The 19,197-nt window shown below is 46.3% G+C and carries 20 protein-coding genes, 1 tRNA gene and 1 other RNA gene; 2 read left to right on the forward strand and 20 right to left on the reverse strand.

All coding sequences use genetic code 11. From position 1 onward, the window contains the following. Positions 1-62: 62 nt before the first annotated feature. The 17 genes from ACFFLE_RS04615 to ACFFLE_RS04695 form a co-directional block, all read right to left on the reverse strand. Positions 63-443 carry a YbgA family protein gene (locus tag ACFFLE_RS04615; RefSeq protein ID WP_380569972.1) on the reverse strand — a complete coding sequence of 127 codons (381 nt, stop codon included), beginning with the start codon at positions 441-443 and terminating at the stop codon, positions 63-65. A 109-nt stretch (positions 444-552) separates the two neighbouring features. Continuing rightward, positions 553-975 (reverse strand): universal stress protein, encoded by a 423-nt coding sequence (locus ACFFLE_RS04620; protein WP_380569973.1) that lies wholly within the window; start codon positions 973-975, stop codon positions 553-555. 228 nt (positions 976-1,203) lie between these two features. After that, positions 1,204-1,569, reverse strand: a transfer-messenger RNA (tmRNA) gene (gene ssrA, locus ACFFLE_RS04625). Positions 1,570-1,640: 71 nt separating this feature from the next. Beyond that, entirely contained in the window at positions 1,641-2,105 is a 465-nt protein-coding gene (gene smpB / locus ACFFLE_RS04630; RefSeq protein WP_380569974.1) for an SsrA-binding protein SmpB, read from the reverse strand. Between the two features lie 2 nt (positions 2,106-2,107). Further along, on the reverse strand, positions 2,108-4,414 hold the full coding sequence (gene rnr, locus ACFFLE_RS04635; protein WP_380569975.1) for a ribonuclease R: 2,307 nt from the start codon (positions 4,412-4,414) through the stop codon (positions 2,108-2,110). 14 nt (positions 4,415-4,428) lie between these two features. Continuing rightward, complete coding sequence (locus ACFFLE_RS04640) at positions 4,429-5,175, reverse strand: alpha/beta hydrolase (protein WP_380569976.1); 747 nt, start codon at positions 5,173-5,175, stop codon at positions 4,429-4,431. A gap of 102 nt (positions 5,176-5,277) precedes the next feature. Continuing rightward, positions 5,278-5,508: a preprotein translocase subunit SecG gene (gene secG / locus ACFFLE_RS04645; protein ID WP_344704457.1), complete on the reverse strand. Its 231-nt coding sequence runs from the start codon at positions 5,506-5,508 to the stop codon at positions 5,278-5,280. Positions 5,509-5,619: 111 nt separating this feature from the next. Beyond that, complete coding sequence (gene eno / locus ACFFLE_RS04650; protein ID WP_380569977.1) at positions 5,620-6,921, reverse strand: phosphopyruvate hydratase; 1,302 nt, start codon at positions 6,919-6,921, stop codon at positions 5,620-5,622. A 60-nt stretch (positions 6,922-6,981) separates the two neighbouring features. Then, on the reverse strand, positions 6,982-8,505 hold the full coding sequence (gene gpmI / locus ACFFLE_RS04655) for a 2,3-bisphosphoglycerate-independent phosphoglycerate mutase (protein WP_380569978.1): 1,524 nt from the start codon (positions 8,503-8,505) through the stop codon (positions 6,982-6,984). Then, the gene (tpiA, locus tag ACFFLE_RS04660) at positions 8,498-9,256 is read right to left on the reverse strand and encodes a triose-phosphate isomerase (protein ID WP_380569979.1); all 759 of its coding nucleotides are present in this window, start codon (positions 9,254-9,256) and stop codon (positions 8,498-8,500) included. Before tpiA ends, gpmI begins: the two co-directional genes overlap by 8 nt. 36 nt (positions 9,257-9,292) lie before the next feature. Next, positions 9,293-10,480, reverse strand: a complete 1,188-nt coding sequence (locus ACFFLE_RS04665) for a phosphoglycerate kinase (RefSeq protein ID WP_380569980.1) — start codon at positions 10,478-10,480, stop codon at positions 9,293-9,295. Positions 10,481-10,579: 99 nt separating this feature from the next. Continuing rightward, complete coding sequence (gap, locus tag ACFFLE_RS04670; RefSeq protein ID WP_380570022.1) at positions 10,580-11,587, reverse strand: type I glyceraldehyde-3-phosphate dehydrogenase; 1,008 nt, start codon at positions 11,585-11,587, stop codon at positions 10,580-10,582. A gap of 35 nt (positions 11,588-11,622) precedes the next feature. Next, complete coding sequence (locus tag ACFFLE_RS04675) at positions 11,623-12,645, reverse strand: sugar-binding transcriptional regulator (RefSeq protein WP_380569981.1); 1,023 nt, start codon at positions 12,643-12,645, stop codon at positions 11,623-11,625. A 109-nt stretch (positions 12,646-12,754) separates the two neighbouring features. Beyond that, the gene (locus tag ACFFLE_RS04680; RefSeq protein WP_380569982.1) at positions 12,755-13,018 is read right to left on the reverse strand and encodes a glutaredoxin family protein; all 264 of its coding nucleotides are present in this window, start codon (positions 13,016-13,018) and stop codon (positions 12,755-12,757) included. A 2-nt stretch (positions 13,019-13,020) separates the two neighbouring features. Continuing rightward, a complete protein-coding gene (locus ACFFLE_RS04685) occupies positions 13,021-13,470 on the reverse strand; it encodes a threonine/serine exporter family protein (protein ID WP_380569983.1) in 450 nt (149 codons plus the stop codon). A 10-nt stretch (positions 13,471-13,480) separates the two neighbouring features. Beyond that, positions 13,481-14,266, reverse strand: a complete 786-nt coding sequence (locus ACFFLE_RS04690; protein WP_380569984.1) for a threonine/serine exporter family protein — start codon at positions 14,264-14,266, stop codon at positions 13,481-13,483. Positions 14,267-14,283: 17 nt separating this feature from the next. Further along, positions 14,284-14,355, reverse strand: a tRNA-Arg gene (locus ACFFLE_RS04695). Between the two features lie 176 nt (positions 14,356-14,531). On the opposite strand from ACFFLE_RS04695, the gene clpP reads away from it, so the two are divergent. Together clpP and ACFFLE_RS04705 are read left to right on the forward strand one after the other, a co-directional pair. Then, a complete protein-coding gene (gene clpP / locus ACFFLE_RS04700; protein ID WP_380569985.1) occupies positions 14,532-15,125 on the forward strand; it encodes an ATP-dependent Clp endopeptidase proteolytic subunit ClpP in 594 nt (197 codons plus the stop codon). 136 nt (positions 15,126-15,261) lie between these two features. Beyond that, positions 15,262-16,176 (forward strand): TIGR01777 family oxidoreductase, encoded by a 915-nt coding sequence (locus tag ACFFLE_RS04705; protein WP_380569986.1) that lies wholly within the window; start codon positions 15,262-15,264, stop codon positions 16,174-16,176. A 38-nt stretch (positions 16,177-16,214) separates the two neighbouring features. On the opposite strand, the gene whiA is transcribed toward ACFFLE_RS04705, so the two are convergent. The 3 genes from whiA to rapZ are packed head-to-tail and all read right to left on the reverse strand — an operon-like array spanning position 16,215 to position 19,030. Beyond that, positions 16,215-17,159 carry a DNA-binding protein WhiA gene (gene whiA / locus ACFFLE_RS04710; RefSeq protein ID WP_380570023.1) on the reverse strand — a complete coding sequence of 315 codons (945 nt, stop codon included), beginning with the start codon at positions 17,157-17,159 and terminating at the stop codon, positions 16,215-16,217. 16 nt (positions 17,160-17,175) lie between these two features. Further along, complete coding sequence (locus tag ACFFLE_RS04715) at positions 17,176-18,159, reverse strand: gluconeogenesis factor YvcK family protein (RefSeq protein WP_380569987.1); 984 nt, start codon at positions 18,157-18,159, stop codon at positions 17,176-17,178. After that, positions 18,146-19,030: an RNase adapter RapZ gene (gene rapZ, locus ACFFLE_RS04720; RefSeq protein ID WP_380569988.1), complete on the reverse strand. Its 885-nt coding sequence runs from the start codon at positions 19,028-19,030 to the stop codon at positions 18,146-18,148. The genes ACFFLE_RS04715 and rapZ overlap by 14 nt, the downstream gene beginning before the upstream one ends. Between the last annotated feature and the right edge of the window lie 167 nt (positions 19,031-19,197).

A 19,197-nucleotide genomic window follows, 5' to 3' on the forward strand; every position in this document is an offset into this window, starting at 1 on the left:
CTTTCCTATTTACTCATTTTACAACAATACCCCACTTCGTATTGGCAATAAACGGAATTTGCTCAATTGGGGGCTGGAAACAGCAATGTGGAATCAAGCAGATATTTCTGTTGATGAAGAACCGCCAACGACTTCAGATGGTCCAGCATTTCTTCTTTAGGAAGATTGCCTGCCTTAAATTCCTGTTTCATATTTGCATAGCGGTCGCGTTCTGCATTTGTGCACCCCTTTGTGAAATATCCCCAAATGTGGTCGAATGCATTCATCATCGACCCTTTGGTCGGGGGGATGGCTATTGCGTCTTCTATCAATCCCTTCACTTCCGCAATTCCGGCATCTCTCTTTAATGCTTCCCTTAAACGATCATAATGCTGTTGGCTATGATACATGACCCGATATTTTTCACGGGCCCACAGCCGCTCGGTTTCTCTCCTTTCCTTCATAACGCATCACCCTCCATAGATTTTGGAAAAATAAAAGCCTGCCACATATAGTTGACAGGCTTTTAAATGGTTTTCCCGGCTTTTTTAAGCCTTCATTTTACAGTATGGATCATTTGATGATCAGCACTGGCGTGTTCACGCGTTTGGCTATCTTATGGGTAACGTGGCCGAGGACATGCTTTATATCCCGTTTAGAGCGCTTGTTGCTCATGACCACTACTTCATAATCATTTTCTTTTATTTCTTCGAGCAGTTCATGGATGATCCGCCCTGCCCTGAATGTCGTGGTATAGTTCAAGCCACGCTCATCCAGCTCTTCCAGGAAAGGCTTCAATGCCTTGATTTTATCTTCGGTGATTTCGTCGAAATGCTTACCATGATATTTCACATTATCTGCCATTTCACTATCGGGGATCACATTGAATATTGTAATGTTAGCGTCTTCACTGTTGCCCGTAAGTTTCGTCAACTGGTCAGGTACGTTATTGAAAGAGTTTCCAAAATCATACGGGAGCAGAATTTTTTTATACATGTTCATCCACCTTTCTGGTATATCAAGAATGACTTCTTTATTATAATTTACCAGTTTTCATCAGATTATTCCAAACATTCCCCACTATTTGCGCAATGTAATTTTTTGCAGGCGTAAAACAGCAGTTTCCGACTATGATATCCATCATTTAAGAAGAAATATATTTGATTGATTAAAAAATGCTTCTACCTCGTTATAGGCAGAAGCATTGCTTCAGTGTATTTCCAGATATGGAGACGGCGGGAGTCGAACCCGCGTCCAGGGACCTTGGCACAACTCTTTCTACGTGTGTAGTCCATTTCTTAATTTCGCATGGCTGTTGGTAATGGACGGACCACAGATCCATGCTAGCCTGATTGATCTCTTCACCGGGTTCTCCAGGCGGAAGAACCAGATGCGTATCCTGTTAAGGTTGAATCATCCAATCAAGACGCACAGGAAACGTCATGGGATGATGCAGTGTGCTCTTAGGCAGCTACTGCGAAGTTGTCTTGTTTGCCAGTTATTATAAACTGTGTATCGTTGATGACGGAGCCGAAACCTCCGACACGCTTAAGTTGCTCAAACAGCCCCTGTCGAATCCGGAACGTCCCCGGATTTTAACAGTTCGCCTTCATCAGACGTATACTATATAATATCAGAATCCATACGTTTTTTCAAGGATATCACTTCATACGGTCCTTCAAGGCACGATCTACATCCCGCTTCATCTGTTTACGTTTAAGGTCTTCCCTCTTATCGTACTTCTTCTTGCCTCGTCCCACTCCAAGCAGGACTTTACAGAAACCATTCTTGATATATAATTTCAGTGGAATCAAAGAGTAGCCTGTTTCCTGTATTTGCCCGGCAAGCTTATCTATCTCCTTTCGTTTGAGCAGCAGCTTGCGCGAGCGGAGCGGGTCATGATTATGGCGGTTCCCTTCTTCGTAGGGGGCGATGTGCATATTATAGACATACATCTCCCCCTTGTATACACGCGCATAGGCATCCTTCAAGTTCGCTGAACCGCGTCGGATGGATTTGATCTCTGTACCCTTGAGCTCTATACCCGCTTCTATCGTATCTTCGATATGATAGTCATGGCTGGCCTTCCTATTTTGGGCTAATGGTTTATCATATGTTTTATTCATGGCTATTTCTTCTTCCTCTTACTGTTTTTTGCGCCTTTATAGAATGGTTTTTTATTGGTCCTGCCCTTATCAAAGTGCTTCTTGCCATCCTTACCTTTTTTCCCGTTTCGTTGACGGTTGCCGGATTCGGATTTCGCCTTGATCTCAACCGGTCTGCCTCTTCTCTCGCGCGGTTGGCGAGCTGGCATTCCAACTATCTTGAAATCAATGAGACGCTCATGAAGGTTGACATCCAGCACTTCCACCTCAACGGGATCCCCGATGCGGTATACTGTGCCGGCACGGTCACCGATAAGCGCCATATGGCGTTCATGGAATTGATAGTGGTCATCCGTCATATGGGAGACATGGACAAGCCCTTCGATTGTATTCGGCAGTTCAACGAACATGCCAAAATTCATGACGCCCGAAATGACACCTTCGAAAGTTTCCCCGACATGCTGTACCATATACTCTGCCTTTTTAAGGTCGTCCGTATCCCGCTCTGCTTCCTGTGCCCGTCTTTCCCTGTTCGAAGTATGTTCAGCGATATCAGGGAGTTCTGCCTCCATCTGCCTTTGTGTCTTCTGATCCGTCTTGCCTTCAATCAGATATTTACGGATCAGCCGGTGCACAACAAGGTCGGGATAGCGTCTGATCGGTGATGTGAAGTGGGTGTAGAAATCAGCCGCCAGACCGAAGTGGCCCAAGTTATCTTCTGCATAGCGAGCCTGCTGCATCGAGCGGAGCATCAGTGTACTGATCACCATCTCTTCAGGACGCCCTGCGACTTCCTCAACTATCTCCTGCATGGCACGCGGATGGATTTCATTGCCTTTCCCTTTGACTACAATACCGAAATTCGTGATGAATTCGAAGAACTGACGCAACTTCTCCTCTTTCGGGTCTTCGTGTACCCTATAGAGGAAAGGCACTTCCATCCAATGGAAATGTTCAGCTACAGTTTCATTGGCGACAAGCATGAATTCTTCAATCATGCGCTCGCCCACTGAACGTGTGCGGAGGACGACGTCGGATGGCGTGCCATCTTCTGCGACGAGCACCTTTGCTTCATTGAAATCAAAATCGATGGCGCCGCGTTTTTCACGTCGCTTGCGCAATATCATGGCGAGCTCGCGAGCTTTCTTGAGCATAGGATAGACATCCGGAAATTCTGAGATGACCGCCTGGTCTTCATCATCAAGCATCCGGTTAACTGCATCGTACGTCATGCGCCTATCGGAATGGATGACGCTTTGGAAGATGTCATGGTCAACCACTTTACCGTTGCCATCGATTTCCATCCTGCAGCTCATTGTCAGGCGGTCTGCACCAGGATTCAGGGAACAGATGCCATTAGACAGACGATGTGGAATCATCGGTATGACCCGGTCTACCAGATAGACACTTGTGCCGCGTTCATAGGCCTCTTTGCCCATCTGGGATGCCTCATCGACATAATAGCTGACGTCAGCAATGCTGACTGTCAGTTCGTGGTTACCGTTATCCAGTTTTTTGACGGCGATTGCATCATCCAGGTCCTTCGCGTCTGCCCCGTCTATGGTGATCGTAAATTCATCACGCAAGTCACGCCGGCCGTCCAGTTCATCCTGACTGATGGTATCCGGTGTCGCTTCTGCCTCCTTCATCACTTCTTCAGGAAACTCGATCTCGATGCCATGCTGATAGATAATGGAGAGTATATCGACCCCTGGATCATTCTTATGTCCCAATATCTGGATGACATGCCCCTCTGGCTTGTCATCGCCCTCCCGGTATTTAGTCAGCTCAACAAGAACCTTATGGCCGTCTATGGCACCCAGGTTATGATTTTTCGGGATGAAGACGTCGTCTATCATCTTTTGTGAATCCGGTTCGACGAAACCGAAGTTCTTGCTTGCATGATACTCGCCGACGACTCGTGTTGTACCCCGGGTCAGGATAGTGGTGACCTGACCTTCCTGGTTATCCCCTTTTGAATGTTTCTGCACTTCCACCAGCACTGTATCTCCATCAAGGGCACCATTGATTGAAGTGGGTGGAATGAAAATATCCTCCATATCGCCTTCTTCGGGACGCAGGAAACCAAACCCGCGTTTGTGCATGGAGAGCTTGCCCTTGAGCATGTCTGTTTCACTCATCTTGATATATTTGTCTTTTTTCGTCCTGTGAATCTCACCTTCTTCTTCAAGGGCCACAACGGCTTTCACCATTTCCTTGAAGTCGTCTGAATCATGAGCTGAAAGTTCCTGTTTGAACTCCTCCATCGTCATCGGACGATAATCGTCAGCTTCAATAACATTTAAAATGCGTTCTCGATAGTTACCCATTACTTATCCCCCTATTACTCATTCCAATCCAGCTGATCCATGAAGGCATGCATATCCTCAAACAATTGCTGCTTTTCTTTATCGATCGTCAATACATGCCCTGATTCTGGATACCATTCCAGTTTCTTTTCATCACTTTCAGTCGAAGTTTCATTAAAGATGATGTTTGCCGAGTCTGGATTGATCATCTCATCCTGTTCCGACTGAGCCACAAACAACGGTGCATATACATCCGGGAGATGGTCACGGACCGCTTGAATCACATCCCGCACCTCGTCCAGCATGCCGGTCGGGCGGAACGCCTCCATTTCATTTTCTATTTCTTCATGTGTCTTGCCTTCCATTTTCTTGAATCCCCGTGCATATTCCAAAACGCCCTCATACATTGTCTCACGATCTTTGAGGTACATCGGACTGCATATGGTGGCGACCCCTACTACATCCCGAACAGTGGCCAATTTCAGGGCATAGACGCCACCAAGAGATAGGCCTGCCACAAAAATCTTATCGTAGCCTTTAGAGACCAGGAAATCGTAGGCTTCAGTCACTTGCTTCCACCAGATATGTGGACTTGATTCCAAAAGATTTTCAGGAGGCTCTGCATGCCCTTCGTAATGCGGCGCATAGGAAGTTATGCCGTGTTTTTGGAGATAGCGTCCAAGTTGCCTGACATCTGATGAGTTGCCTGTGAACCCATGCAGCAACAGGACTGCCTTCTCGCCTTCCTCAAAAAAGAATGGTTCTGGTAATTGTATCTTCATTATTTATACCCTACTTTCTGCACATTAATTTCATTGTACGACAATTTAAGAACATAGAAAAATAAAAAGAAACCTCCTATCAACAATAGGAGGCCATTATTTCTAATTTAGATATGTCAGCAGTAGCATGATCAGGAAGAACAGTAACGAAAGTATGACTGTTGTCCTATGCAGTACAAGATCCATGCCCCGCGCTTTTTGTTTACCGAATAATTGCTCAGCACCGCCACCGATTGCACCTGAGAGGCCGGCGCTTTTCCCTGACTGTAGCAATACCACTGCAATTAAAGATATACAAACGACAATCAACAATATGACGAGCAGTGTTTGCATGTGGTAATCCCTCCGAATATTAGTAACACAAGCATTTTATCAGATTAAAGGGGGGATTGCAAATGCTGTCCCGACTAAAAAGCCTCCCTTAGGTCAAGGGAGGCTCGTGGATTATTTTAGATCCAGATTATAGAAGGATGCAAGCCCTTCATATTTTGCCGTTTCAAACAGCTCATCTTCAATTCTGAGCAGCTGATTGTATTTGGCGACACGGTCTGTACGTGATGGCGCGCCGGTTTTAATCTGTCCTGCATTAACAGCTACCGCAATATCTGCAATCGTCGTATCTTCCGTTTCTCCGGAACGGTGGGAGATGACTGCAGTGTAGCCTGCACGCTTCGCCATTTCGATTGCTTCGAATGTTTCAGTCAAAGTACCGATCTGGTTGACTTTGATGAGGATGGAGTTTCCGACGCCTTCTTCAATTGCGCGTGCCAGCTTCTCAGTATTGGTGACGAAAAGATCATCTCCGACCAATTGTACTTTAGAACCAAGCTTTTCAGTAAGGAGTCTGGTACCTTCCCAATCATTCTCATCCAGCCCATCTTCGATGGATATTATTGGATATTTTTCAATCATTTCAGCATACCAATTGACCATGTCTTCAGAAGTATAGGATTTGCCTTCTCCTTTTAGTTCATACTTGCCTGTTGAGGCGTCATAGAATTCACTCGAAGCTGCGTCCATCGCCAAACGGATTTCTTCACCTGGCTTATAACCTGCTTTTTCAACCGCTTCAATGATTGTCGACAAAGCCTCTTCATTGGAACCGAGGTTCGGTGCAAAGCCCCCTTCGTCTCCTACACCAGTATTATAGCCTTTTTCACTGAGTACTTTTTTCAGGTTATGGAATATTTCCGTGCCCATGCGCAGTCCTTCCTTGAATGTTTCAGCACCCACAGGCATAATCATGAATTCCTGGATATCCACGTTATTATCTGCGTGCTCGCCTCCGTTGATGATATTCATCATCGGCACTGGGAGTTGGACTGCGCTGAATCCGCCTAGATATTTGTAGAGTGGCTGCCCCATGAAGTCGGCAGCTGCTTTTGCTACGGCCATAGAAACGCCCAGAATAGCGTTTGCACCCAATTTACCTTTATTGGTAGTGCCATCAAGGGCAATCATCATTCTGTCGATCGACACTTGTTCAAGGACACTGAAATCACCCTCTACAAGCTCAGGCCCAATAATTTCATTAACATTTTCAACTGCTTTTTCGACACCTTTGCCAAGGAAGCGCGCATCATCCGCATCCCTCAACTCAACTGCTTCATGCTCTCCCGTTGAAGCACCGGAAGGTACAAGCGCACGGCCGAAGGCACCGCTGTCTGTCAATACTTCGACCTCAACTGTCGGATTTCCTCTTGAATCAAGCATTTCACGTGCGTACACATCTATAATTAATGGCATAACGATATCTCCTTTTTAATTGATTTCTATTTTTATCATTTTCAATCTTATCAGCACAATCTACTCCAAAAGGCTTTTGCCCGTCATTTCTTCCGGCTGTTCCAATCCCATCAATTCAAGTAGGGTCGGCGCCAAGTCAGCCAGTCGTCCACTTCCAACCGTAACATCTTCTTTCGTTACGATGACAGGAACCGGGTTTGTAGTATGGGCAGTCATCGGTTCACCGTCCAAAGTGATGACTTCGTCCGAGTTGCCGTGATCGGCGGTTATGATGGCTGTACCGCCCTGCGCGATGATTTCATCTACAATAGGCCCAAGACATTCATCCACTGCTTCTATTGCTTTGACCGTCGGCTCCATTTTACCGCTATGACCTACCATGTCAGGGTTTGCAAAGTTCATGAGGATGAGATCAAGGTCTTCTTTTTCGAGTTCTTCAAGACAACGTTCCTTCACTTCATACGCGCTCATTTCAGGCTGTAGGTCATAAGTTGCCACTTTAGGAGAATCTAAAAGGGCTCTACGTTCTCCCTCAAACTCATCATGCTGCCCACCGCTCATGAAGTACGTTACATGCGGATATTTTTCTGTTTCTGCAATCCTCAGCTGCTTCTTGCCTGCTTTGGAAACCACTTCGCCTATTGTGTTGATTATGTCTTCTTTTTCAAAGACTACATCTGCATCCACTTGGTCACTGTATTTGGTGAAAGTGACGAATTTCAAATCTTTGATTCGCTTTTCAATATCAAAGCCCATGAATTCCTCATCTGTATATATTTCAGACAACTGGGCTGCACGATCCGGACGGAAGTTATAGAAGACGATCGCATCTCCGTCGACCACTCCTTTATCATAGCTTTCTTCTGTATCGGATATGATGAATGGTTTGACGAATTCATCATATTCGCCCCTATCATAGCTTGCCTGGATCCCTTCTTCAGCTGAAGCAAAGCGGGGGGCTTTTCCGTATGTGATGGCATTGTACGCCATTTCTTCACGATCCCATCGCTTATCCCGATCCATGGCATAATACCTGCCGCTGACAGTCGCAAATTCCCCGATGCCGATCTCTTTGAAACGCTTCTCCGATTCCCGTACATATTCGAGTGCTGAATCTTGCACAACATCCCGTCCATCCAGAAATGCATGTACATAAACTTGTTTAAGGCCTTGTTTCTTAGCGATCTCCAGTATTGCGAAGAGGTGTTCATAATGGGAGTGTACGCCGCCATCACTGAGCAGACCCATGACATGAAGGGTACTGTCGTTGGTGTTTACGTGGTCCATCGTATCCAGCAGTACCTCATTCTCATAAAAATCCCCATCTTCAATGGATTTATTGATTCTTGTAAGGCTTTGATAGACTACGCGCCCCGCGCCAATGTTCAGATGACCGACTTCAGAGTTGCCCATCTGCCCTTCAGGCAGACCAACGTCGAGACCGCAGGCGCTGAGTGCATTATTTGGGTATTTCTTGAAAAAGCGGTCATAGTTCGGCTTATGGGCTGCTTTAACAGCATTACCTTTCGTTTCGTCCCTGTTGGCAAAGCCATCAAGTATGATGAGAGCAACTGGTCTAGTCATTTTTGGCACCTTCCAATAGCTGCACAAAAGATTCAGGTTTGAGTGACGCGCCGCCTACAAGAGCGCCGTCAATATGCTCCTGCGCCATGTACTCTTTTATATTTTCTGGTTTGACTGAGCCACCGTACTGGATACGGATTGCTTCTGCAGTTTCTTCATCATAAAGTGATGCCATCGTCTGGCGGATGACACCGCACATCTCATTTGCATCATCGCTTGTCGCGGATTTCCCTGTGCCGATCGCCCAGATAGGTTCGTAGGCGATAACAGAGGTTTTAGCCTGTTCCTTGCTTAGACCCTCAAACGCTTTGGAAACTTGTTGTTTCACTTTATCTTCTGCCTTGCCAGCCTCGCGTTCGTCATCCGTCTCACCACAGCAGATGATCGGCACGATGTCTTTTGAATGGAGCGCATGCGCTTTTTTGTTGATTGCTTCATCAGTTTCATTGAAGTGTTCACGGCGCTCCGAGTGTCCGATGATCACATAATCGACTCCAAGGTCTTGGAGCATCAATGGGGAAACTTCTCCGGTGAAGGCACCCTCATCTTCATAATGGCTATTTTCAGCACCTATGCCGAGCGCCATACCTTTTGCCTTTTCCACGAGCGACGGCAGATGGATGAATGGAGCGCAGATTGCACTCTCCACTTCAGTTTTGTTTGGCAGTTCGCCGAGTGCATCTATAAATGCCTCACCTTCTGAAATGGTTTTATTCATTTTCCAGTTTCCTGCAATAAATGGGGTTCTCATAATATTCCTCCTTGTTTTTGTATAAGGCTCTAAACATTACTTCTCGTCAATTACAGACAAGCCTGGCAATTCCTTGCCCTCCAGATACTCGAGTGAGGCGCCGCCACCTGTTGAGATGTGGGAAAAATCCTCAGCATAGCCAAGATCCATTGCTGCAGCTGCGGAATCGCCTCCACCGATGATTGTCTTCGCATCTTCAAGTTCAGCAATCGCCTTGCATACACCAATCGTGCCGTGTGCAAAGTTCTCCATTTCAAACACACCCATCGGTCCATTCCATACGACTGTCTTCGCGCCTTGCAGCACTTCTTTAAAGGCAGCGATTGTATCCTCACCGATATCAAGGCCCTCCATGTCGGATGGTATTTCATCGACACCTACGGTTTTATGTTTGGCATCTGCGGCAAACTCTTCTGCGACGACTACATCCTTTGGCAGAACAATTTTATCTTCTGATTTCTCAAGAAGTTCCTTTGCCAGCTGCACTTTATCTTCTTCAAGGAGCGAGTTGCCTATTTCTTTGCCTTGCGCTTTTAGGAAGGTATACGCCATGCCGCCGCCTATGATTACTTTGTCAGCTTTTTCGAGCACATTTTTGATTACGCCGATTTTATCCGACACTTTGGCGCCGCCTAAAATGGCCACGAATGGACGCTCCGGCGAATCGATGGCACCTCCGATGAATTCAATTTCCTTCTGCATGAGGAATCCTGAAACTGTTTCGATATTGGATCCGATGCCCACGTTTGAAGCATGGCTTCTATGGGCTGTACCGAAGGCATCGTTTACGAAGATATCACCAAGAGAAGCCCAGTATTTACCCAAGGATTCATCGTTGCCGCTCTCCTTTTTGCCGTCGACATCTTCGAAACGTGTGTTTTCAAACATCAGGACTTCGCCCTCTTTCAAATCATCGATGGCACCTTCAAGCATTTCACCTCTTGTGTGGGGGATGAAATTGACATCCTGCCCAAGCAGTTCCGATAACTTATCAGCGACTGGTTTAAGCGTCTTATCTGCCTTATCCGCTTCTGTCTTCACTTTTCCCAGGTGGGAGAAAAGTATCACTTTCCCTCCAGCTTCAATGATATGCCTAATTGTAGGCAACGCCTGGACGATACGATTGTCATTGGTGATTTCGCCCTCTGACATCGGAACGTTCAGATCAGCGCGCAACAATACCTTGCGCCCTTTCAATTGTACATCTTCTACAGTTTTCTTCATGGCTGCGCCTCCTATACTTTTCTGCTCATTCCCATTATACCCATACCACTGTACGAATAAAATAAAAACGGGCGGAAAGTCCGCCCGTTCATCTATGATTTACTTCTTATTGGTTGCCATGTGATGAAGTGTTCTGACCAGTTGGGCAGTATAGGACATTTCATTGTCATACCATGAAACGGCACGTACAAGCTGTTTTCCATCCACATCTACAACACGTGTCTGCGTTGCATCGAACAGGGAACCTTCTTTGATGCCGATGATATCGGAAGAAACGATTTCATCTTCAATATAGCCGAATGATGGGCTCACCGCATCCTTCATCGCCTGGTTCACTTCTTCAACTGAAACATTTTTGCCGAGTACTGCTGTAACTTCTGTAAGGGAACCTGCCTTAACCGGTACACGCTGGGCACCGCCATCAAGTTTACCATCGAGTTCAGGCAATACGAGACCAATGGCTTTAGCTGCACCTGTAGAATTCGGTACCACGTTTTCAGCTGCTGCACGTCCGCGGCGGAAGTCACCTTTAGCATGTGGACCGTCCAGTGTGTTCTGATCAGCTGTATAGGCATGTATCGTCGTCATGAGGCCGCGTTCAAGTCCAAACTCATCATTGAGTACTTTAACGACAGGCGCAAGACAGTTCGTCGTGCAGGATGCAGCTGATACTACTTCCTCTGACCCATCAAGCACATCTTCGTTGACACCGTAGACGATTGTTTTCATATCGCCTTTACCTGGAGCTGAAATCAATACTTTTTTGGCACCTGCTTCGATATGCTTCCTTGCGTCTTCTTCATTTGTGAAGAGACCCGTACATTCGAGAACGATATCGATATCCAAGTCTCCCCATGGGAGTTCCGCAGGATCTTTGGTGTTGAAGGATTTCACTTCGTTGCCGTTAATCTTCAATCCACCGTCGATCGCTTCAACATCACCTTCGAAACGTCCTTGGCTCGTATCGTATTTTATGAGGTGTGCAAGAAACTCGTCATCTGTAAGATCATTGACTGCCACCAATTCGATATCTTCATAATTGAGGATTTCCCTGGCTGCGAGTCTACCTATACGTCCAAAACCGTTGATTGCTACTTTAACCATAATTTATGGCCTCCTTGAGTTTATATATATTGAATTAATCAATCATTCTTCAACAAAAATTCCCCGATGGCTTCATCGATGAACAGAATAGTATTCTTCGGAGCCATCTTCATATACGCACGGACTGCTTCCTTCTTGCTGCTTCCACCTGCCACTGCAAATATTGCTTTTTTTGATGCGAGATCTTCCAACTGGATACCGATGGTTTTGACCTTACGCACGATATCCCCTTCAGCATTGAAATAGTAGCCGAAGGTTTCGCCAACTGCGCAATCGGCTTCCAGTTGGGAGAGGGCGGCAGCTTCCACATTTCTGCGACGCGCCATCATGAATGCTTCGCCGATGCCGTGCATGACATAGTCAGAACGGCGGTTGAGTTCAGTAATTTCTTTAATGGATGGCTCATCCTTCAAAGATTCATATACCGAATCTCCTACACTATCAGGTGCATAGAGGACCCGGTGCTCACCGCCCGTCGCTTTTGCAAGACGACTCGCAATCGAGTTCGCCTGGTTGCCCACTTCTTCACCGAGCCCACCCCGGGCCGAAACGAACAGGAGATTCTCCTCCGCTGGTTTCAGATATTGGCTCACATTGGCCATCGTCGAACCACCTGCCACGGAAATAATGGCATTGTCGAAGATCATTTTCTGGAATTCTTCGGCCATGAGCTGGGATAGCTCCTGCTGGAGCTCGGGATCTTCATCAGCATCCCCCCGGATGATATGGCAACCTTGCAGATTATATTGCCGCTGAAGCTTAAGGGCCAGTCCGGAACGCCGATCAAGTGTTGTCATGAACGGTGAAAGTTCATCCAATACTTCAATACCCGTTTGGGAAATCGATATTCCTTTTTTATCGATATCGATCAGATCCAAATCATGTAATGCATCGACTTCCTTACGTAAAACCCTCTCGGTCATATTAAGTTGCCTGGCAAGTGGCCGTCGACCTATCGGTTGGTAGGTCCTGATTTGTTTCAGGATGGTTGAACGCTTCTGCAATTCCGACACTACTTCCGGTGCGATACGCTTTTGGATGTCTAAAAGTTTTTGCCACATGAGTTTCGATACCTCACCATCATGAGACGTATTGCGTCCCACATGGGACAAAAATAATTACATTCTAAATATATCATAAATATTCAAGAATGCAATTATTCGGCTTCAGCTATTTTATTGTACCCAGATACTCCTTAAGGTAATCATAGACATAGACAAAATCAATGATGCCTTCTTGAATCACCTGACTTTTATGGCACAAGACCGGGACGCGCATCATATACGCCTCCTGCAGGGCATCGTCTTCATCGATATCTATCGCCGTCATCTTGACATCGCTATATCTCAATTCAGACAAGGCAAGCTTGATCTGCTCCATCCCTTCATCACAAAGCGGACATCTATTCCTCGTATAATATACCAATTCGAGCATACTCATACCTCTTTCTTCAATTTCTTCCTTATGGTCTGCAGAACCTGATCCGCCATTTCTGTACTGATGATGCCGGTTGCGATCGCCAAGGAAATAAGCGCAGCTTCAAATCCATATTCGAGGGCCGTCATATACTCCTGCAGCACAATCTGCCGCATTGAATCGTACGCCATGCCTCCTGGGACAAGTGGGATGATTCCACATGTAATGTACAGAATGACAGGCATCTTCTGACTTCTCGAATTCAAGAGTGCCGCTGCCGATAGAACGAGAGCGCCGATATAAGAGGCAAGAACAAGGTCGGCGCCCCCTTCCCTCAATATATAGAACACCATCCAACCGACTGCGCCGGTCAGCCCACATCTGATGATGGCCGCCCGTGGCGCATTGAAAAGTACGCAGAATCCTGCAGAAGCGAAAAAGCTAAGGATGAATTGATAGACATAAATCATCAGCAGCCTCCTAGATCATCAAAAATACAAGTCCCACACCAGCACCGATCGCAATGGCAGTCAGTGCTGCTTCAGTGCCTTTCATGATGCCGGCCATCAAATGCCCCCGGATCATCTCACGTATTGCATTTGTAATGAGGACACCGGGAACAAGCGGCATTACACTGGCGATAATGATGGTATCAAGCATAGTGCCAAAACCCGTATCGACAAAAAATATAGCCGTCAGCGCGATATATAAGGCGGCAAAAAATTCTGTAAAGAATTTAACTTTAGTGTAGCGGAGGATACCTTCCATTACAAAGACTCCCCCTGCGCCCCCGACGAAGGCGGCAGGCAGATCAGCCGCCACACCGTCGAACAGCAGCAAGAACATCATCCCTATGATGCCGCCCGATAATATGGTCAGCCAGAACGGGAAGAACCTGCTGTCGTGAATGGCCTCCATACGCCGCAAAGCCTGATCGAGGGGCATACCGACGGAAATGCGCCTCGAAAGTTCATTCACTGCCACAACCTTCTCCAAGTTGTTTGCCCTTTCTTCAATACGCAGCGTCTGGGTCAATGCATAATCATTCAAGGAAAAAATAATGACCGTGGGGGTCGCGAACACTTGAGCATTCTCTATACCATAACTGGATGCGATGCGCAACATCGTATCCTCTATACGGTAAGTTTCCGCTCCACTTTCCAACAGCATCTTGCCACAATTAATGACGATATAAAAAACATCGCGCACAAAATTTTCGCTAAGGACTTTTTCTGGAGCTTCTATGATCTCAAGTTCGCCACTCACACGGCCACCTCTATTTACACCCCCGGAGAGGATCGAACTCCCATCTCAAGAACCGGAATCTTACGTGTTATCCATTACACCACGGGGGTATGATAAAATTAATATCATTCTTCATAAAGCCTTATTCAGTATAGCAATAAACTTGAATAAATTAAAGGCCTAAATTAATCTTTATACCATAAACGTTTTCTTTTGACCTTATTTGACTAATGTGGTATAAATGAATTAGCCAATTAAGAGTACTATAATATCAGGAGGTAACACAATGAATTTAATTCCTACAGTTATTGAACAGACGAACCGCGGAGAACGCGCCTACGACATCTATTCCAGGTTGCTCAAAGACAGGATCATCATGATTGGTACGGGCATCGATGACAACGTGGCGAACTCCGTCGTCAGCCAACTGCTTTTCCTGCAGGCCCAAGATCCAGATAAAGATATTTTCCTCTATATCAACTCTCCTGGTGGCAGCGTGACTGCAGGCATGGCAATCTATGATACAATCCAGCACATCAAACCTGATGTACAGACCATCTGCCTTGGCATGGCCGCTTCAATGGGGTCATTCCTGCTTGCAGCAGGGGCAAAAGGCAAACGCTTCGCCCTGCCGAACGCTGAAGTGATGATTCACCAGCCACTTGGTGGTGCGCAAGGTCAGGCTACAGAAATTGAAATAGCGGCCAAGCATATATTGAGAACACGCGAAAAACTCAACAAGATCCTTGCAGAGCGCACGGGCCAAACGCTCGATAAGATTGAAACGGATACCGATCGCGACTTCTTCATGACAGCGGAAGAAGCCAAAGAATATGGTTTGGTTGATGACGTAATGGAGCCTGAAAAATTACAGGGCTAAAATTATTGGAAAAGGGATGGAATATCGATTCCATCCCTTTTTCTATTTTCCCATTGCGTAACCCTCAGGCAAATTTTAAATTTCCGGATTATCATCACTACAGACAGGCTATAGTGGTATTAAGGAGCGTGATGACATGAATGTATTAATTACAGGTGGATCTGGTTTTGTAGGTTCAAGACTGACAAAAATTCTCCGGGAGGAGAATGATCATGTGTATATATTGACACGAAGCGACAGAAAGTCGGAACATCCTTTTGTACACTTCATCAAATACAATCCTGACGACCCGTCAGACGACAGGTGGATGCAGGAGTTGCCATTAAAAGTTGATATCATCTATAACCTGGCGGGAGCCTCACTCCAGGAGAAATGGACGGATTCCCACAAGACGGCCATTTATGAATCAAGGATGAAAGTGACCCGCATGTTGAGGATGTGGGCTGAGCAGGCTGAAATTACTCCTCAGGTTCTTGTAAACGCCAGTGCAATCGGCTATTATCCAGTCAGCGAGAAGGTTCAATATGACGAAGGCGATGCCTTTGCCGAACATGATTTCCTATCTGAAGTGGTTGTGGCGTGGGAGGCTGAAGCCAAGAAGTTTGAAGATCTCGGAACCCGTACCGTCTTCACGCGATTTGGCCTGATTCTCGATAAGGACGAAGGCGCCCTCCCCCAAATGGCCCTGCCATATAAAATGGGAGTGGGCGGCCCCATTGGAAGCGGAAACCAATGGTACAGTTGGATCCATATAGAGGATCTGTTGAATGCTCTGCTGTTCGTAGGCGTGCATTCGGAAATTTCAGGCCCGGTCAACCTTACCGCCCCAATGCCACTCAGACAAAAACATTTCTCCAAATATTTGAGCACTGCACTCGGAAAACCCGACTTTTTCCATACACCTTCTTTTCTGATCGAAAAGCTTTTGGGTGAACAGTCCATGCTCATATTGAAAGGGCAATACGTGCTCCCGGAAGTACTGATGGAAAATGATTTTAAATTCCTCTTTCCTACACTGGAAATTGCACTTGAAGATCTATATGGCCAATAGAACGAAGAAAGCGTGCACTTTGGTGCACGCTTTCTTCGTTAAAAAGTGATTTCTTCACCGCTTCTCACCTGCTCCGCTATCTTATCCAGTTTCCTTAGGCGATGATTCACCCCGGACTTCGATATCGGACCTGTCGACATCATCTCCCCTAGCTCCTTCAGGGAGACTTCCTGGTGCTCAACCCTTAATTTCGCGATTTCCCTAAGGCGTTCGGGCAGCTCTTCAAGCCCTATTTCTGAAGCGATGAAATTGATGTTCTCAACTTGACGCATTGCAGCGCTGATTGTTTTATTCAGGTTTGCTGTTTCACAGTTCACCAGACGGTTTACAGAATTGCGCATATCCCTGACAATCCGTATATCTTCAAATTTCAAAAGTGCCTGGTACCCACCGATCAGGCTAAGGAATTCTGCAATCTTCTCGGCTTCTTTGAGATAGGTGATGTAGCCGCGCTTTCTTTCAATGAATTTCGCATTCAACTCATAACCATTCATTAACTCAGTCAGATTCCTGGCATGCTCCTCGTACAAGGAGAATATCTCCAGATGATAAGCTGAGGTTTCCGGATTATTCACCGATCCGCCTGCAAGGAACGCACCCCTCAGATAGCTTCTGATGCAGCACTCCTTCTCTTTGATATCTTCACTTATGGCATGTTCAAGCAGACCATCCTTCATGATTTCCAAGTCTTCCAGTACTTTCTTACTTTCTTTCTTTATCCTTGAAATATAGACGTTGTTTTTTTTCAGTTTCATTTTCTTACGGACCAGAAGTTCTATCTCAACTCCATACGTAGTCCGAATCAATGAGAAAATCCGGCGCGCAATCGCCGCATTCTCAGTCTGTATATTAATAATCCATTGTCCATTGGAATGGCTGAGTGCCCCGTTCATTTTGATGAGCGCTGAAAGCTCACTTTTCATACAGCACGTATCCACTTCGATTCTGGTCAATTCATTCTTCATCTCAGAAGCAAATGACATGCGATCACGCCCCATTCTATTTTTTCCTATACTGCAACGTACTGATTTCCCTAAGCGCAATGTCATAGATCATCTGCGCCAGTATTTTGTTGTTGTGCCGTACTGCCCCATCTTCATCGATCTGGACAAGGCGGTGGTCTGTCATTACTTCAACTTCCATCTGTCTGAGCCTCTCTCTGTCACTCTCGACGATCTCCATATCATTTTCATGGTAATAATTAGATATGCGGCCTTTGATATCTTCCTCATTCAAAATAATGAAGTCTGCAATATTCTGGCCGACGTGGTGATGGATGGCTTCAAGATGATCTGCAGCGCTGTAATCTATCGTTTCGCCAGCCTGAGTCATGATGTTTGAAATATAGACCTTAATGCCGCGCGCTTTAATTATCGCTTCCTTCATGCCCTCAGGTATCAGGTTGGGGATGATGCTCGTATACAGGCTCCCCGGTCCAAAGACGATGACGTCAGAAGACTCGATGGCTTCTATGGCCTCGGGGGTTGCTACGGTATCGTCCGGAATCAAATACATTTCCTCTATCTTCTGTCCAACTTCCGGAATATAGCTCTCTCCGACGATAATCGAGTTGTCAGCCATACGTGCAGCCAGCTCCGGACTGATATTGGTCGACGGAATGACGGTACCCTTGACGTTCAGTATCTTGCTTAATTCCTTGACTGCCACGGCAAAATCACCGGTCATATCATACATCGCAGCCAGCATGAGATTGCCGAGTGCATGACCATCGAGTGCATCTTTATTGAAGCGGTAAGAAAAGAGATTATCCAATTTCGTCTCCACTTCACTAAGTGCACTCATTACATTTCTGATGTCCCCTGGTGCCGGCATATCAATCTTATCGCGGATAAGCCCGGTCGAGCCGCCGTCATCTGCTACAGAAACAATGGCGGTTATATCCACCGGGTATCTTTTCAGGCCTCTGGCTAAAACACTCAGCCCGGTGCCGCCCCCGACTACTGTAATCTTAATCTTCTTCATGTTCTGCACCTTCTACCGGTGCATCTCTGTGGACCGCCCGGATGGTAAAATTAAAGTCTTCACTCAGGTCTTCTGTGAGCTTCTCTGCAAGCGTTACAGACCGATGCTTGCCACCTGTGCATCCGATGGCGATGACCAGTTGCGCTTTCCCCTCTTTTATATATTGGGGGATCATATATTTAAGGAGATCATACAGTTTTTTATAGAACTTTTTGGTCTCCTTCCATTTCATGACGTAGTCCGAGACCGGTTCATCGAGTCCTGTCAAAGGCCTCAGGGCATCAATATAATGGGGATTCGGCAGAAAACGCACATCGAACACCAAATCCGCATCGATTGGCAGGCCATGCTTAAAGCCAAAGCTCAGCACATTTATATTAAAGGCTGGACTGTTTTCTCCAGAGCATTTTTCGAACATCAGGTTCCTTAATTCTTTTGGAGTCGTTTCGGTCGTGTCGATGATATGGGAGGCATGGCCGCGCAGAACACTCAGAAGTTCACGTTCCTTCATGATTGCGTCCAACAAGACCATCTCTCCATCGAGCGGGTGTGCCCGTCGGCTTTCCTTATAGCGTGAGACGAGGCGGTTGTCATCTGCATCCAGGAATATTATTTCCAGGGCAATATCCGGATGATCCCTCAGCTGTTCTATTTCAACAAGTAGCTGGTCAAAGAACTCTTTGCCCCTGAGGTCTATGCCCAAGCCGACCTGGTCCATCTGTCCTTCTGTCGTTTCCATCAATTCCAGGACTTTTTTGAGCAGAATCGGGGGAAGATTATCAATGCAGAAATACCCCATATCTTCAAGCGCTTCAATCGCTACAGACTTTCCGGCCCCGCTCATGCCCGTCACTATACTCAGTTTTTTCATAGATCCACATCCTCTTAAGCGTTAATTGCCTCTTTCAATTAAACCATCTCGCATCTTCTCCCGCAACACTCAGTAAGTTTCCTGCCTCTAGGACTCTATTAAAAAAACCCAGGGTGACGTGGCCAATGGCAGTTGGATAAGACATCCTACTGCCATTGGCCCAAAAC

Origin of the sequence: Salinicoccus siamensis (genome assembly GCF_042429615.1) — a bacterium.
Lineage (GTDB): Bacteria > Bacillota > Bacilli > Staphylococcales > Salinicoccaceae > Salinicoccus > Salinicoccus siamensis.

Excerpts from the sequence above, each read along its gene's own strand:
- ACFFLE_RS04615 (WP_380569972.1), bottom strand. The coding sequence starts at position 443 with ATGAAGGAAAGGAGAGAAACCGAGCGGCTGTGGGCCCGTGAAAAATAT.
- ACFFLE_RS04620 (WP_380569973.1), bottom strand. The coding sequence starts at position 975 with ATGTATAAAAAAATTCTGCTCCCGTATGATTTTGGAAACTCTTTCAAT.
- smpB (WP_380569974.1), bottom strand. The coding sequence starts at position 2,105 with ATGAATAAAACATATGATAAACCATTAGCCCAAAATAGGAAGGCCAGC.
- rnr (WP_380569975.1), bottom strand. The coding sequence starts at position 4,414 with ATGGGTAACTATCGAGAACGCATTTTAAATGTTATTGAAGCTGACGAT.
- ACFFLE_RS04640 (WP_380569976.1), bottom strand. The coding sequence starts at position 5,175 with ATGAAGATACAATTACCAGAACCATTCTTTTTTGAGGAAGGCGAGAAG.
- secG (WP_344704457.1), bottom strand. The coding sequence starts at position 5,508 with ATGCAAACACTGCTCGTCATATTGTTGATTGTCGTTTGTATATCTTTA.
- eno (WP_380569977.1), bottom strand. The coding sequence starts at position 6,921 with ATGCCATTAATTATAGATGTGTACGCACGTGAAATGCTTGATTCAAGA.
- gpmI (WP_380569978.1), bottom strand. The coding sequence starts at position 8,505 with ATGACTAGACCAGTTGCTCTCATCATACTTGATGGCTTTGCCAACAGG.
- tpiA (WP_380569979.1), bottom strand. The coding sequence starts at position 9,256 with ATGAGAACCCCATTTATTGCAGGAAACTGGAAAATGAATAAAACCATT.
- ACFFLE_RS04665 (WP_380569980.1), bottom strand. The coding sequence starts at position 10,480 with ATGAAGAAAACTGTAGAAGATGTACAATTGAAAGGGCGCAAGGTATTG.
- ACFFLE_RS04675 (WP_380569981.1), bottom strand. The coding sequence starts at position 12,645 with ATGTGGCAAAAACTTTTAGACATCCAAAAGCGTATCGCACCGGAAGTA.
- ACFFLE_RS04680 (WP_380569982.1), bottom strand. The coding sequence starts at position 13,018 with ATGCTCGAATTGGTATATTATACGAGGAATAGATGTCCGCTTTGTGAT.
- ACFFLE_RS04685 (WP_380569983.1), bottom strand. The coding sequence starts at position 13,470 with ATGATTTATGTCTATCAATTCATCCTTAGCTTTTTCGCTTCTGCAGGA.
- clpP (WP_380569985.1), top strand. The coding sequence starts at position 14,532 with ATGAATTTAATTCCTACAGTTATTGAACAGACGAACCGCGGAGAACGC.
- ACFFLE_RS04705 (WP_380569986.1), top strand. The coding sequence starts at position 15,262 with ATGAATGTATTAATTACAGGTGGATCTGGTTTTGTAGGTTCAAGACTG.
- whiA (WP_380570023.1), bottom strand. The coding sequence starts at position 17,159 with ATGTCATTTGCTTCTGAGATGAAGAATGAATTGACCAGAATCGAAGTG.
- ACFFLE_RS04715 (WP_380569987.1), bottom strand. The coding sequence starts at position 18,159 with ATGAAGAAGATTAAGATTACAGTAGTCGGGGGCGGCACCGGGCTGAGT.
- rapZ (WP_380569988.1), bottom strand. The coding sequence starts at position 19,030 with ATGAAAAAACTGAGTATAGTGACGGGCATGAGCGGGGCCGGAAAGTCT.